Origin of the sequence: Gardnerella sp. DNF01198P (assembly GCF_049244165.1) — a bacterium.
GTDB classification, from domain to species: Bacteria; Actinomycetota; Actinomycetes; order Actinomycetales; family Bifidobacteriaceae; genus Bifidobacterium; species Bifidobacterium swidsinskii.
The window spans coordinates 233,048-246,554 of the sequence record NZ_CP058382.1 but is presented as its reverse complement, the minus strand read 5'-3'; the positions used below and the strand labels follow the sequence as shown (position 1 = coordinate 246,554).

Annotated in this window: 17 protein-coding genes; all 17 read right to left on the bottom strand. The window is 46.3% G+C overall.

The window, feature by feature from the left end; all coding sequences use genetic code 11:
* Position 1: 1 nt before the first annotated feature.
* The 17 genes from rpmC to HXT44_RS01040 all read right to left on the bottom strand — a co-directional run bounded on the left by rpmC (position 2) and on the right by HXT44_RS01040 (position 13,382).
* The gene (rpmC, locus tag HXT44_RS01120; protein WP_004105502.1) at positions 2 to 253 is read right to left on the bottom strand and encodes a 50S ribosomal protein L29; all 252 of its coding nucleotides are present in this window, start codon (positions 251 to 253) and stop codon (positions 2 to 4) included.
* The gene (rplP, locus tag HXT44_RS01115; RefSeq protein ID WP_004109684.1) at positions 253 to 672 is read right to left on the bottom strand and encodes a 50S ribosomal protein L16; all 420 of its coding nucleotides are present in this window, start codon (positions 670 to 672) and stop codon (positions 253 to 255) included. The genes rpmC and rplP overlap by 1 nt, the downstream gene beginning before the upstream one ends.
* A 4-nt stretch (positions 673 to 676) precedes the next feature.
* Complete coding sequence (gene rpsC, locus HXT44_RS01110) at positions 677 to 1,495, bottom strand: 30S ribosomal protein S3 (RefSeq protein ID WP_004574090.1); 819 nt, start codon at positions 1,493 to 1,495, stop codon at positions 677 to 679.
* Between the two features lie 2 nt (positions 1,496 to 1,497).
* On the bottom strand, positions 1,498 to 1,857 hold the full coding sequence (gene rplV / locus HXT44_RS01105; protein ID WP_004105510.1) for a 50S ribosomal protein L22: 360 nt from the start codon (positions 1,855 to 1,857) through the stop codon (positions 1,498 to 1,500).
* Positions 1,858 to 1,873: 16 nt separating this feature from the next.
* Entirely contained in the window at positions 1,874 to 2,152 is a 279-nt protein-coding gene (gene rpsS / locus HXT44_RS01100) for a 30S ribosomal protein S19 (RefSeq protein WP_004114357.1), read from the bottom strand.
* Between the two features lie 15 nt (positions 2,153 to 2,167).
* A complete protein-coding gene (gene rplB / locus HXT44_RS01095; RefSeq protein WP_004574091.1) occupies positions 2,168 to 2,998 on the bottom strand; it encodes a 50S ribosomal protein L2 in 831 nt (276 codons plus the stop codon).
* A gap of 34 nt (positions 2,999 to 3,032) precedes the next feature.
* Positions 3,033 to 3,329 (bottom strand): 50S ribosomal protein L23, encoded by a 297-nt coding sequence (gene rplW, locus HXT44_RS01090; RefSeq protein WP_004105515.1) that lies wholly within the window; start codon positions 3,327 to 3,329, stop codon positions 3,033 to 3,035.
* Between the two features lie 5 nt (positions 3,330 to 3,334).
* Positions 3,335 to 4,000: a 50S ribosomal protein L4 gene (gene rplD, locus HXT44_RS01085; protein WP_012913826.1), complete on the bottom strand. Its 666-nt coding sequence runs from the start codon at positions 3,998 to 4,000 to the stop codon at positions 3,335 to 3,337.
* A 5-nt stretch (positions 4,001 to 4,005) separates the two neighbouring features.
* Positions 4,006 to 4,656 (bottom strand): 50S ribosomal protein L3, encoded by a 651-nt coding sequence (gene rplC, locus HXT44_RS01080; protein ID WP_004105519.1) that lies wholly within the window; start codon positions 4,654 to 4,656, stop codon positions 4,006 to 4,008.
* 16 nt (positions 4,657 to 4,672) lie between these two features.
* The gene (gene rpsJ / locus HXT44_RS01075; RefSeq protein WP_003808013.1) at positions 4,673 to 4,981 is read right to left on the bottom strand and encodes a 30S ribosomal protein S10; all 309 of its coding nucleotides are present in this window, start codon (positions 4,979 to 4,981) and stop codon (positions 4,673 to 4,675) included.
* Between the two features lie 324 nt (positions 4,982 to 5,305).
* The gene (gene adhE / locus HXT44_RS01070) at positions 5,306 to 8,011 is read right to left on the bottom strand and encodes a bifunctional acetaldehyde-CoA/alcohol dehydrogenase (protein WP_064621936.1); all 2,706 of its coding nucleotides are present in this window, start codon (positions 8,009 to 8,011) and stop codon (positions 5,306 to 5,308) included.
* A 356-nt stretch (positions 8,012 to 8,367) separates the two neighbouring features.
* Complete coding sequence (gene rpsI, locus HXT44_RS01065) at positions 8,368 to 8,856, bottom strand: 30S ribosomal protein S9 (protein ID WP_004105525.1); 489 nt, start codon at positions 8,854 to 8,856, stop codon at positions 8,368 to 8,370.
* Positions 8,857 to 8,873: 17 nt separating this feature from the next.
* Positions 8,874 to 9,323 (bottom strand): 50S ribosomal protein L13, encoded by a 450-nt coding sequence (gene rplM, locus HXT44_RS01060; protein WP_012913824.1) that lies wholly within the window; start codon positions 9,321 to 9,323, stop codon positions 8,874 to 8,876.
* 260 nt (positions 9,324 to 9,583) lie between these two features.
* Complete coding sequence (malQ, locus tag HXT44_RS01055; protein WP_102704514.1) at positions 9,584 to 11,758, bottom strand: 4-alpha-glucanotransferase; 2,175 nt, start codon at positions 11,756 to 11,758, stop codon at positions 9,584 to 9,586.
* An 8-nt stretch (positions 11,759 to 11,766) separates the two neighbouring features.
* Positions 11,767 to 12,393 carry a hypothetical protein gene (locus HXT44_RS01050; protein WP_004109701.1) on the bottom strand — a complete coding sequence of 209 codons (627 nt, stop codon included), beginning with the start codon at positions 12,391 to 12,393 and terminating at the stop codon, positions 11,767 to 11,769.
* 10 nt (positions 12,394 to 12,403) lie between these two features.
* A complete protein-coding gene (locus HXT44_RS01045) occupies positions 12,404 to 13,072 on the bottom strand; it encodes a YigZ family protein (RefSeq protein WP_081378919.1) in 669 nt (222 codons plus the stop codon).
* A gap of 16 nt (positions 13,073 to 13,088) precedes the next feature.
* On the bottom strand, positions 13,089 to 13,382 hold the full coding sequence (locus HXT44_RS01040; protein ID WP_004109707.1) for a metal-sensitive transcriptional regulator: 294 nt from the start codon (positions 13,380 to 13,382) through the stop codon (positions 13,089 to 13,091).
* Positions 13,383 to 13,507 lie beyond the last annotated feature (125 nt).

The window sequence follows — 13,507 nt, the reverse complement described above, 5'->3', positions numbered from 1 at the left end:
CTTACTTCTCCTTGACCTCAGTGGCGCCAGGCTCTTGGCTGATGCCGAGTTCACGCTCACGCAGGATAGTATACATCCTGGCAATGTCGTGCTTGACCGCCTTGAGGCGAGCGCTGTTTTCGAGTTGACCAGTTGCTGCCTGGAAGCGCAAGTTAAATAGCTCTTCCTTAGACTTCTTCAAGAAGCCTTCAATCTCAGCATTTGTCTTCTCGTTCAAATTCTTGATGGTGTAGTCTGCAGTTCCGACTGGCATCAGATGTCACCGCCTTCACGCGCAATAACACGGCATTTCATTGGGAGCTTATCGATAGCGCGGCGCAAAGCCTCGCGAGCGATGTCCTCAGAAACACCACCGATCTCGAACATTACGCGTCCTGGGTGGATGTTGGCAATCCAGAATTCTGGAGCACCCTTACCGGAACCCATTCGCGCACCAAGCGGGTGCTTGGTTAATGGACGATCTGGGAAGATCGTAATCCACACACGACCGCCACGCTTAATGTAGCGAGTCATTGCGATACGAGCTGCCTCGATCTGTCGGTTAGTGATGTAAGCCGGAGCCAGCGCCTGAATACCAAAATCGCCGAAAGCGATCTCGGTGCCACCCTTAGACATGCCGCTACGGGTAGGACGGTGCTGCTTACGATATTTAGTCCTCTTTGGGATAAGCATCTGCTCACTCCTTCGTTTCCGTTGCGGCAGGAGCTTCAGCAGCTGCAGCTTCAGCTGGCTTTTCAGCCTGTGCTTCAGCAGCCTTCTGCTGGTTAGCAGGACGTGCGCCACGACGTGGACGACGATCGCCACCACGACGACCTTCACGCTTACCCTGCTGAGCCTGCTGCTCTTCGAACTCACGCTCGGTCATATCACCCTTGTAGATCCAGACCTTTACGCCGATACGACCGTATGTGGTCTTAGCTTCAAAGAAGCCGTAATCAATCAAGGCACGAAGGGTCTGCAGTGGAACGCGACCCTCGCGATAGAACTCAGAGCGGCTCATTTCGGCACCACCAAGGCGACCGGAGAGCTTGATACGGATACCCTTGGCACCTGCACGCATTGCATCTTGCTGTGCCTTACGCATAGCACGACGGAATGTAACACGGTTTGTCAACTGCTCCGCAATTCCCTGAGCAACCAACTGAGCGTCAAGTGCAGCGTTCTTCACTTCGAAGATGTTGAGCTGTACTTGCTTGCCTGTGAGCTTCTCGAGCTTTGCGCGAACACGCTCAGCTTCAGCGCCACGACGACCGATGATAATACCCGGACGAGCAGTGTGAATATCTACACGAACGCGATCACGAGTGCGCTCGATAACGATACGAGATACGCCAGCACGCTCGAGGTCATGGCTCATTTCCTTGCGAATCTTGTCATCCTCAAGGACGAAGTCACGATAACGCTCGCCAGCTTTGTTGGAGTCAGAGAACCACTTAGAGCGATGATTCTCGGTGATGCCCAGGCGATAGCCGAAAGGATTGATCTTCTGACCCATCTTTAGCGGGCTCCTTCCTTAAGCGAGACGATAACAGTGATATGGCTTGTGCGCTTGTTAATGCGCGCAGCGCGACCCTGTGCACGAGCACGGAAACGCTTAAGCGTTACACCCTCGTCCACATAGGTTTCCTTGATGACCAAGTCCTGCTCACGGAATGGTTCACCGGCTTTTTCAGCCTTAACGCGAGCGTTAGCAATCGCGCTTTCAAGAACCTTGCGCACCGGCAATGATGCGTCCTGAGGAGCAAACTTCAAAATGGTAATAGCTTCGCTTGCACGCTTGCCTCGGATGAGGTCGACCATGCGGCGAGCCTTGCGCGGCGTCACGCGAACGTGACGAGCGATTGCTTTAGCTTCCATGTGTCCTAACTCTCCTTTAGCGGCGTGCCTTTTTGTCGTCCTTCACATGACCCTTAAAGGTCTTGGTCGGGGCGAACTCACCGAGCTTATGACCAACCATGGCTTCGGTAACGAATACCGGCACATGCTTGCGGCCATCATGTACGGCAAAGGTGTGTCCAATGAAATCAGGAGTGATCATCGAACGACGCGACCAAGTCTTAATGACATTGTGCGTACCCTTGTCGTTTTGCTCGTCGACTTTCTTCTGCAAGTGGGCGTCGACGAAAGGGCCCTTCTTGATGCTACGAGTCATCTATTCGACACTCCCTTACTTGCGGTTCTTACCATTCGGGCGACGACGAACAATCATCTTGTTCGAAGCCTTCTTTGGACGACGTGTACGAACCTCGCCCTTGCCCCATGGAGAAACTGGTGGCTTACCACCACGGGTGCGACCACCATGTGGATGGTCCACAGGGTTCATGGATTCGCCTCGGGTGATTGGTCTACGACCAAGCCAACGTGCGCGACCTGCCTTACCAAGCTCGATATTGGCGTGATCGGAATTACCTACTTCGCCAACAGTAGCGCGGCAACGAGCGTCCACGTTACGAATTTCGCCAGATGGCATACGCAACTGCGCATAAGCACCATCCTTAGCGACGAGCTGAACAGCAGCACCAGCGGAACGAGCAATCTTCGCACCACCAAGTGGACGAAGCTCAATTGCGTGAACCACGGTACCAGTTGGGATATTCTTCAGAGGCAGGTTGTTGCCTGGCTTAATATCAGCCTGAGCGCCGGTCTCAATAACATCACCCTGGGCAACGCCTTCAGGAGCGATAATGTAACGCTTCTCACCGTCTGCGTAATGCAACAAAGCGATGCGAGCGGAACGGTTAGGGTCATACTCAATATGAGCGACCTTTGCTGGCACGCCATCCTTGTCCCAACGCTTGAAGTCGATGAGACGATACTGACGCTTGTGACCACCGCCGCGATGGCGAGAAGTCATGCGGCCGTAAGAGTTACGACCACCAGTCTTGCTGAGTTTGCGTACCAGCGACTTTTCAGGCGTAGAACGCGTGATCTCGGCAAAATCCGAAACCGAAGCGTTGCGACGGCCTGCAGTCGTCGGCTTATAAACGCGGATAGCCATAATATAGTATTCCTTTACTTTTCTCGGCTAGCCTTCAGTTACCAAAGATGTCAATCGTTTGACCTTCAGCCACGGTGACAATAGCACGCTTCTGGTTCACACGACGGCCGAAACCGGTGCGAGAGCGCTTCAACTTGCCAGCGCGGTTCAAAGTGTTAACGTTTGTCACCTTGACCTTGAAGATTTCTTCGATAGCCTGCTTGATCTGAACCTTGTTAGCATCTGGAGCCACTACGAAAGTGTACTGACCACGATCAGAAGCTGCGTAACTTTTTTCAGAAACAACTGGCTTAAGAATTACGTCATGTGCTGGGTTATGGACTGCGACCATTTAAATCAGGCCTCCTTAACGACAGGCTCGGTCTTAGCAGCAACGAAGGCTTCGAAGCCTTCCTTGGAGAAGACGACGTACTGAGCTGTAACAACATCGTAAGTGTTGAGCTGATCAGCGAAGATCACGTGAACAGTTGGAATGTTGCGTACAGACATCCACTCATTGATGTTCTCACGAGAAAGAACAACAGTAGTGAATTGGTTATTGGTCACAGGAGTAAGTGCTGCAACAGCTGTCTTGGTGGATGGAACATCCTTAATACCAAAGTCAACTACAGCAATACGTCCAGCATTTGCACGATCCGAAAGAACGTAGCGAAGAGCAGCTGCCTTCATCTTCTTCGGGGTACGCTGATCGTACTTACGAGGAACTGGACCGTGAACAACGCCACCATGTACCCACTGAGGAGCACGAATGGAACCCTGGCGAGCACGACCGGTGCCCTTCTGCTTCCATGGCTTCTTACCGCCGCCGGAAACATTAGCACGATTCTTCACAGCATGGGTGCCCTGACGAGCAGCAGCAAGCTGAGCGATTACGACCTGATGAACCAGTGGACCGTGAGCTAAAACGTCTTCGTTGGAGATGCCGAAAATTTCAGCAGGAGCTTCAACGGTTCCGTTTGCATTGCCCTTAGTATCAGTGACGTTCAGAGTTACGTTTGCCATAATTATCAGGCTCCCTTCACTGCCGAACGGACGAGAACGATTGCGCCCTTAGGACCTGGAACAGCGCCCTTAATAGCGAGAATGCCGTTCTCGACATCCGAAGAAACGATGGTGAGGTTAAGCGCGGTGGAAGTCACATGACCCATGCGACCAGCCATACGCTTGCCCTTCAAAATGCGGCTTGGAGTTGCGCAAGCGCCCACAGAACCTGGGCGACGTTCGTTCTTGTGCGAGCCGTGAGTACGACGATAGGACTTGAAGCCCCAACGCTTGATAGTGCCAGCAAAACCCTTACCCTTGGTAGTGCCAGTGACATCTACTTCAGAACCCTCAGCGAACAATTCAGCAGTCAATTCCTGACCTGGCTGATAATCTGCCGCGTTCTCGGTGCGCACCTCAGCGAGGTGACGACGAGGAGTTACACCAGCCTTTGCAAAATGACCAGCCAATGGCTTAGTCACCTTGGTAGGATCAATCTGGCCGTAACCGAGCTGTACTGCGCAATAACCGTCAGACTCTACAGTCTTTACAGCGGTAACTACGTTAGTAGCAACTTCAACCAGAGTTACGGGGACGAAGAAGCCGTTTTCATCCCAAACCTGCGACATACCCAGCTTGCGGCCGAGCAATGCAGTGCGATTCTTATTCTGCGACATTACTTTCTCCCCCTTCCTACAGCTTGATCTCGATGTTTACATCCGCAGGCAGGTCAATGTGCATCAAAGAATCCACAGCCTTTGGCGTTGGATCTACGATGTCAATGAGACGCTTATGAGTGCGCATCTCGAAATGCTCGCGAGAATCCTTGTATTTATGAGGAGAACGGATAACAACAAACACGTTCTTCTCGGTCGGCAGAGGAACCGGACCCACCACTGTGGCGCCCGCGTTCGTCACCGTCTCGACGATTTTCTTCGCCGATTGGTCGATGACCTCATGGTCATAGGACTTAAGCCTGATGCGGATTTTCTGTCCCGCCATTGCCGTCCGCCCTTTCTAGCGATTCGTTTACTGTTTACCAACCTGAATTCAAGGGCACCGGCGAGAATAAACCCCTAGGGTAATTCCACATCAGTGCGCGGCATCAGAAACCTATTCATACAAAAAAAATTTCGATTCAAAGTTTTTGCTTCCGCGCTCGCTTTTTTTAATTACAATATGCGAGCCTTAAAACAGGCAACTAAGTAATTAAACCATCAACCTTCGATTATTAAAAACCGGGCGTGTCGGCTATTTTCCAACAAAAAATGGCAGAAACTACAATTAGTTGAGCTTCTGCCATTATTAACTAGATATGCAAATAAATTACGCCGCTTCACGCTCCAAACGCATGCGATGACCTTCTTCTTGAGAAACACCATAATATGCGGCAATAGCAATATCCTTCATATCCTCAATTTGCGGAATACGAGGATTTGCAGGCGCACACTGATCTTCGTAAGCACGCATGCCAATATTGTCAAGTATCGACCAGTAGTACGCTTCGTCTACGCCACAAGCCTTAAACGAAGCGTCCATGCCAAGCTTTTCATTTCGATACTCTTCAACAGCACGAGCAAGATTTTCAACGCCTTCTTCAGGAGTTTTACCAGGATCTACACCAAGATTCTTAGCGATCTCCTGATACCTCTCAAGAGCAATATAGCGGTTGTACTTTGGCCAGCTAGTTGGCTCTTGCGGAATTTGACCGTTATAGCGAATAACGTAAGGCAGCAAAATTGCGTTCGTATGACCGTGTACAACGTGGCACAAAGCACCAATAGTATGAGCCATAGCGTGGCACATTCCTAAGAATGCAGAACCAAACGCCATTCCAGCCATAGTAGCTGCATTATGCATTTTTTCTTTTGCTTCAATCTTGCGCTGAGAATCTTCACAATTCACAGAATCGTTGAGATTTTCCCAAATAAGTTTCGAAGCGTGCAAAGCCATAGCATCCGTAAAATCATTTGCGTAAACAGAAACATAAGCTTCCATAGCATGAGTTAAAGCATCAAAACCAGAATCGCACGCCAATCGACGCGGCTGAGTACGAGCCAAAACAGGATCGACTATTGCGACCGTTGGAGTCAAAGCGTAATCCGTAATAGGATACTTGTATCCAGTCTTGTGATCTGTAATAACAGCGTAAGGCGTAACTTCAGAACCAGTTCCGGAAGAAGTTGGTATGCAAATAAGCTTAGCTTTGCTACCAAGAGGCGGAATCTTAAATGCGCGCTTACGAATATCGAAGAACTTTTCTCGCAAATCAGCGAAAGAAATCTCCGGATGCTCATACATAAGCCACATAATCTTAGAAGCATCCATTGGAGAACCGCCACCAACAGCAATAATTGTGTCTGGCTGGAATTCGTCACGCATCATTGCGGCGCCACGCTCAACTGTTTCAACGCTTGGCTCAGGCTCAACGTAATCAATAATACGGAAGCTAACGCGATTATCTCGAGCACGAAGCTGATCAACAATCTTATCGACTACGCCAAGTTGCTCCATAACCTTATCGCACACAATAACTGCGCGCTCAACGCCATACATATCCCTCAAATAACGAATAGCATTCGGCTCAAAATAAGTTTTAGCCGGAATCTTGAACCATTGCATATTATTATTCCTTCGTGCAATACGCTTAATATTAAGAAGATTTATAGCTTGTACGTTGCCAGAAACGGAATTTCCACCATAAGATCCGCATCCAAGAGTAAGCGAAGGAGCAATCGCGTTGTAAATGTCTCCAACGCCACCAAGAGATCCAGGAGAATTCCAAACAATTCTGCAAGCATGCATACGAACACCATATTCGCGCACAAGATCTTGATTATTTGTGTGAATTACAGCAGTGTGACCAGCTCCATGCACAAGCATCTGTTCACACATCTTGAAGCCTTGTTCCTTATTTTCTGCGCGAAGCATTGCGTGTACAGGAGCGAGCTTTTCCATAGTAAGCGGCTCCATTTCGCCAACTTCTTTGCACTCTGCAACCAAAATCACAGCATCTTCTGGAATTTCAAATCCAGCTTCGTGCGCAATATATTGCGGAGACTTACCAGGAACAACAGAATTAAGTTTTGGCGTATTTCCAGAATATGCAGTGCATCCAAACATATATTGTTCAAGCTTAGCTTTTTCGTCAGCGTTAACAAAATATGCTTTCCTGTGCTTCAATTCGCGAAGCAATGGCTCATATACATCCTTATGCGCAATAATTGCTTGCTCTGTTGCACAAATCATTCCGTAATCAAAATGCTTTGAAAGAATCAAATCGTTTGCAGCACGCACAATATCAACATCACTATCGACATATGCAGGAGCATTTCCAGCACCAACACCAAGAGCAGGTTTTCCTGAAGAATACGCCGCCTTAACCATTCCAGGACCGCCTGTTGCAAGAATAGTTGCGATCTTTGGATGTTTCATCAATGCACCAGTAGCTTCAATTGAAGGATGCTCAATCCACTGAATGCAATCTTTTGGCGCGCCTGCAGCCACAGCAGCATCGCGAACAATTCGAGCTGCTTCAGAAGAGCACTTTTGCGCGAAAGGATGGAATCCAAAAATAATTGGGCAACGAGTCTTAAGTGCAATAAGCGACTTAAAAATAGCTGTAGAAGTTGGGTTTGTAACTGGAGTGACGCCTGCAACAATACCAACCGGTTCAGCTATTTCGTCAATTCCGAGAACATCGTCCTCGCGAATAATACCAACTGTTTTTTGACCTGCTAGATAATGCGTAATATGTTCGCATGCAAAGATATTTTTTGTAGCTTTATCTTCTACTAAACCACGACCTGTTTCATCAACAGCCATCTTTGCAAGAACCAAATGTTTATTCAACGCTGCCACTGAAGCTTTAGCAACAATATGATCAATTTGCTGCTGATTAAGCTTCTCAAACTCATTCAAAGCGACAGTTGCTTTTTCAACAAGTTTATCAACTTCATTTTGAGCAGCTAACGCAATGTCATCAGCACTAGCAGTTTTGCCAGTTTCGGCTTGGTGTTGTGCCTCAACCATGAGTATCCTCCTCGATAGTTCCACCAGCGGTATCAATAGACTTATGAACAAACTAATTTAGTATTCACCGCTAAATATGTGATACAAGTCACAATTTAGTCTCTTTGCTGTACTTTCGCATCTTTGAAGCGAGTTGCGCTATTTATGAGCGAGCTTTATCCTCTATTGTTCGTTATTTGTTCTTTTTTGTAATGATTTATGTTCGATTAATAGATAAATTTTTCTAGAATGTCAATTTTGACAGATAATTACACACTATTTATAACATTTACTCAACAAATTTAATAAATAATAAAAAATACAAAAATGGCTCCCAGCAAAACCAGGAGCCATTTGTAAATATAAATTCGCGAAACTTAACGCTTCGAGAACTGAGGTGCACGACGTGCCTTGTGCAAACCAGCCTTCTTGCGTTCCACAACGCGAGCGTCACGAGTCAAGAAGCCAGCCTTCTTCAAAGCAACACGGTTTGCATCGCGATCGATAGCATTCAATGCACGAGCAACACCCAAACGAATAGCACCAGCTTGACCAGTGGTACCACCACCGTCAACGAGGACTACAACATCAAACTTGCCTTCAAGCTTGAGCAACACGATTGGTGAATTCACTTCGCGTTGCAACAAACGAGATGGGAAGTACTCCTCCAAAGTGCGACCATTGATAGTCCACTTACCGGAGCCAGGAACCAAACGCACGCGAGCAACAGCTTCCTTACGACGACCAGTGCCGTAGCCTGGCTCGATGGCGGAAGTACCAGTGCCTGCACCAGCATTGGTTTCAGTGGTGTAGCTAGTCAGTTCTTCTTCGTTCTCAAGAACCGCGGAGTTGTTATTTTCTGCCATATCTATTCTCCTTGATCTCACTTAGCCTGCTGAGAGACCTGAGCGATCTCGAAGACCTGTGGCTTCTGCGAAGTGTGCGGATGCTCAGCTCCGGTGAACACACGAAGACGGTCAAGCTGCACCTTAGCAAGACGATTCTTTGGAAGCATACCCTTAACGGCAGCCATGATAATACGCTTTGGATTCCTTTCCAAAAGCTCTGCATAGCTATCACGACGAAGGCCGCCCGGACGACCAGAGTGGGAATACAGTTCCTTGCTCAACTTATTGCCAGTCAAAGCAATCTTTTCAGCGTTAATAATAATAACGTGATTGCCAGAATCAGCATGAGGAGCAAACGTTGGCTTATTCTTACCACGCAGCAAGATTGCTACCTGAGAGGCCAAACGACCAAGTACCACGTCAGTGGCATCGATGATGTACCAGTCATGAGTTAAATCTGCTGGTTTCGGTGTGAAAGTCTTCACAATCGTACCTTTTCTCTATTGTGTTTCGAGCGTATATCTTCTTGGTTTATAGAAAATATTTTACTCATAATCCGTGGGCTCCCTGAAAGTCCTCGATGGCGAGTGGGAAAAGCGCTTTGAAGGACCCCTTAGGGAAACACAACAATCTGCAAGTATATCGCCAAGTGGCGACTACTTGCAAGTGTCTATTTTATATAAGGCTGAGACGAATACAAAACAAATTGCTAAACAAATTGTCAAACAAAATAAATCACAAAATGTTATGCATTCATAATCGCAGAAAGCGACTGCACTCGAGGCAAATCAAACATATTATCCAAGGACACAGGATTGCCTTCACCATCAGCTAATGGAATACGCCAATTCGGATACTCGTCATTCGTTCCAGGCTGATTTTGCACACGACACTCTCCAACTGCATCGACCAAAGAAGCAGCCAACAATCTGGAAGGAGCAGCCTTCAAAGCGCGGTACAATGCTTCAACAATCTCCTGAGTATGAGCATCCTCATCCTCAAGCAACTGAGCATCCAAATAACCACCTTTGACCAACATTCGCATCATAGCGCGATGCTCTGCCTCAGCTCCAGCGCGGAATTCTTCAACAGAACCAGTAAGCAAGTGCAAGCGCTCACGAATATTAACTTGCTCATAGCGCAAATAGCCGGCAGCAGGAGGCAAATCATGCGTATTTACAGATGCAAGCGTCATTTCGCGCCACTTGTCTGGAGTACGGAATTCGCCGTCACGCTCTTCGAACCATTCAACCGTGCAACCAAGCACAGCCTTCTTGCGCAACACTTCCAAAGCATTTGCGGGCAAAACACCCAAATCTTCGCCAACAACTACACCGTGAGCACGAGCGGCTTCAATTGCCAAAATGCCAAGCATAATATCAGCATCGTAGTAAACATAAGCACCGCCACTTGGAGCTGAACCTTCTGGAATCCACCATAAGCGGAAAAGTCCAAGAATATGGTCAATGCGAACAGCACCTGCCGAAGCAAACATTCCATGAACCATATCTCGGTATGTTTTAAAACCAGTCCGCTCAAGCTCAAATGGGTGCAAAGGTGGCTGAGACCAATCTTGACCTTGCTGATTGAAGTAATCAGGTGGAGCGCCAACAGTAGCTCCGTTAGCAAATCTCTCCGGATTCCACCAAACTTCAGATCCTGCAGGATGCACGCCAACAGCCATATCAGACATAATGCCGATTTTCATACCAGCTTTACGTGCAGCAACTTGAGCATCATGCAATTGCGTAAAAGCAACCCACTCAAGCCAACGATAAAACTCAAGAGTATCTGGGAAACGATTAGCTAATTCGCGAACTTGATCAGAATCCTTAGTAAGAGTTTTCTCCCAGCAATCGTCACCCTTTGGAGCACCCCACTTGTCGTAGCACAAGCACCAAGTGGCATAAGATTCAAGCCTGTCACCCATCTCATGCTTAAACTCATTAAAAATGCGAGCGCGATCTTCAGACATACCAGCCTTGAAAATCAGCCACAATGCACGCATTTTTACACGCCACATGGAATCACGGTCTATTATTTGCGCGTCATTGTTAAGCGGCTCAACCTGTCCATGAAGCTTTTCAATTTCTTTGCGAGTTTTATCGTTTAACGTTTCGTACTCAGGAATACTTTCTGGGCTAATATACGTTACGTTTACCATTCCTCGAGCAACCGGCAGGTATGGGGATGGAGTAAGCGGAGTTATAGGCTCACCTGCATGCATTGGGTTTATTAACACAAAGTCAGCGCCAGTTTTTTGCTTAGCTTCAGTAAGAAGAGTCGCCAAATCAGCAAAATCACCAACACCCCAAGACTTTGAAGAACGGATTGAGTAAAGTTGTGCCATCCATCCCCAAAGCTGTTCTCCATTGGGCTCTAAGGAATTCAGCGTATCAATGCTTTCTGGAGCACTAATAAGTGTTGCTTCTTCTTGTCTCTCACCAACTGTCACACGCAATGTGTGATAACCCATTGGCACATCTTCAGGAATTTTTATAAGAGATGTTGCAACAAATTTTCCATTTACAGGGTATGCAACATCATTTTCGTTAGGAACAATAGTTAAATCGCCTTTATATTGTTCACCATTTTCCAATGTCAATGTTGCAACTGGGTATTCTAATATTCCCGTATTAACTGTAACTTCATCACATTTGCCAACAGTGTGCAAAACTGTTGGAGCAACAATACGACCGTGTCGATACGCTAAAACGTCGTTTGTAGATTTTTCTATTGTCTCATTTGTGGAAGCATCTACGCCTAATGCGCTTAAGACAGAAACTAATACGTTATCTTGAATCTCGTGTTTTTGATTATCCGAACCAATAAAACTCACGCCAACGCCCATTAATTCAGCAAGACGGTGTAATGGCTTCATTGCTACTTCTTCATCTGTTGTATTATCCATACGCTCCATTATTCGCGTTAGCAACGACTGCGCGCCGCTGATGATACATCTTCAGATTTATCGTTGCATAGTTCTTGCAGCACATTTTGTGGAACACCAGGATTTAGCGCAACAGCTCTTCGTACCATGGAAGCTAATACAATTGGAGCGTTTTCTTCTGCACTAACACCAAGGGAGGCGAGATATTTCAATGTTTCAGCACTTATGCCATCCGATTGCGCACCCTCTAAACGCATTTTCCAAGAAGCTTTTGGATTGCATAATGCAGCATTTCGAACTGCGTTACATGAATCTTTAGTAAGTCTTCCAACTAACCAATTTTTAGCATTTTTATTTTCAGCAACAGCCAAACGTACTTTATCAGCAGAATCTTCAGAAAGTTTCACTAATATGTTTGGGAAAGGCATTTCTGTAGCTAAATAAATACGGTCTTCTTCTGGAGTATTGATATTACCTGCAACTGCTTCAAGCAAGGAGGTGGCTCTAGAAAATGCCGCTTGGTCTGATCGATCCGGTAATTCTCTCCTAGCAAATTCATGAAGCTCAGCTGAATCTTCGCTATGTCGTAAATGCTCATATACAGCAGTTAAAGGTTCATAAGATGAATCGTCAATAGTGTTTGTTTTTTCATTAGTCTTTTCCATGAAATCACCTTTAACGCTTAGTATCTATCAGCTTATTACTTAGAGTACCATCTGCTTTCGGCACAACGTTTCCAGAAAAAGCATTCTGAACCATATCAAGAAATTCTTGTGATTTTAAAGTTGGAATAGCAATATTAAGGGAAATTTCAGCACCATAAATTTCGTTGTCAATTATGCCTTCCATTTGGCTTACAATATGCTGCAACATTCGCAATTGTTGATATTGCAACTTGCAAGTAAAACGAGTGCACGTAATAATATCAACTATTTGCGCAGATTCTACTGCCATACTTGCTGCACGCGCATAAGCTCTGGTTAGGCCACCAGCTCCAAGCAAAATACCACCAAAATATCGCGTTACTGTTACTACACAATCTGTTAAATTTGACGATCTAAGTACATCTAATATTGGTTTTCCTGCTGTTCCAGTTGGCTCACCATCGTCACTCATGCGCTCATGCAATTGAGCTTTCGACGAGCCACAAATTGCAGCATACGCAACATGGCGAGCTTTAGGATTCTTAAAACGCACTGATTGCATAAATTCCGCAGCATCGTCAAGATTATCAATATGACAAATGCATCCAATAAACTCTGATTTTTTCTCTACGAAAGAAGCCTCGAAAGGCTGCGATTGCAATTGACGAACAGTGTGCAGAATATTATGCGAATTAGTCACTAGATACTACCCAATACTACGCTTTTTCGTAACGCAATAACCTGTCAATGATACCAGAAATATCTTCCATTGCTGCATCGGCACCTTCTTCGGTACCAATTTTTACAGATTCATGTATTTCTTTATTGACATGTTCCCTTGCCACTATCACTGCTAAAGAATGTAAAGCAGCAGTTGCAGCGGAAAGCTGCATAAGAACATCTTGACACTTCGCATCGTTTTCAATCATAGTATTGACTGCTGCAAGCTGACCTTGTACTCGATGCATGCGTACTATCAGTTTTTCTTTATCAATATCATAATTTTTCATCGTTACTCCGATTTATCAATTACACAACCACATAAAGGTTATAACATCATATATAAATTAATACAATAAATCGTTGTATCTATATTATGCATCATCGTATTATTTATTGCAAAATGACGCGTTAA

What these genes read in the sequence shown, in the direction of transcription:
- rpmC (WP_004105502.1), bottom strand. Translation starts at nt 253, where the DNA reads ATGCCAGTCGGAACTGCAGACTACACCATCAAGAATTTGAACGAGAAG.
- rplP (WP_004109684.1), bottom strand. Translation starts at nt 672, where the DNA reads ATGCTTATCCCAAAGAGGACTAAATATCGTAAGCAGCACCGTCCTACC.
- rpsC (WP_004574090.1), bottom strand. Translation starts at nt 1,495, where the DNA reads ATGGGTCAGAAGATCAATCCTTTCGGCTATCGCCTGGGCATCACCGAG.
- rplV (WP_004105510.1), bottom strand. Translation starts at nt 1,857, where the DNA reads ATGGAAGCTAAAGCAATCGCTCGTCACGTTCGCGTGACGCCGCGCAAG.
- rpsS (WP_004114357.1), bottom strand. Translation starts at nt 2,152, where the DNA reads ATGACTCGTAGCATCAAGAAGGGCCCTTTCGTCGACGCCCACTTGCAG.
- rplB (WP_004574091.1), bottom strand. Translation starts at nt 2,998, where the DNA reads ATGGCTATCCGCGTTTATAAGCCGACGACTGCAGGCCGTCGCAACGCT.
- rplW (WP_004105515.1), bottom strand. Translation starts at nt 3,329, where the DNA reads ATGGTCGCAGTCCATAACCCAGCACATGACGTAATTCTTAAGCCAGTT.
- rplD (WP_012913826.1), bottom strand. Translation starts at nt 4,000, where the DNA reads ATGGCAAACGTAACTCTGAACGTCACTGATACTAAGGGCAATGCAAAC.
- rplC (WP_004105519.1), bottom strand. Translation starts at nt 4,656, where the DNA reads ATGTCGCAGAATAAGAATCGCACTGCATTGCTCGGCCGCAAGCTGGGT.
- rpsJ (WP_003808013.1), bottom strand. Translation starts at nt 4,981, where the DNA reads ATGGCGGGACAGAAAATCCGCATCAGGCTTAAGTCCTATGACCATGAG.
- adhE (WP_064621936.1), bottom strand. Translation starts at nt 8,011, where the DNA reads ATGGTTGAGGCACAACACCAAGCCGAAACTGGCAAAACTGCTAGTGCT.
- rpsI (WP_004105525.1), bottom strand. Translation starts at nt 8,856, where the DNA reads ATGGCAGAAAATAACAACTCCGCGGTTCTTGAGAACGAAGAAGAACTG.
- malQ (WP_102704514.1), bottom strand. Translation starts at nt 11,758, where the DNA reads ATGGAGCGTATGGATAATACAACAGATGAAGAAGTAGCAATGAAGCCA.
- HXT44_RS01050 (WP_004109701.1), bottom strand. Translation starts at nt 12,393, where the DNA reads ATGGAAAAGACTAATGAAAAAACAAACACTATTGACGATTCATCTTAT.
- HXT44_RS01040 (WP_004109707.1), bottom strand. Translation starts at nt 13,382, where the DNA reads ATGAAAAATTATGATATTGATAAAGAAAAACTGATAGTACGCATGCAT.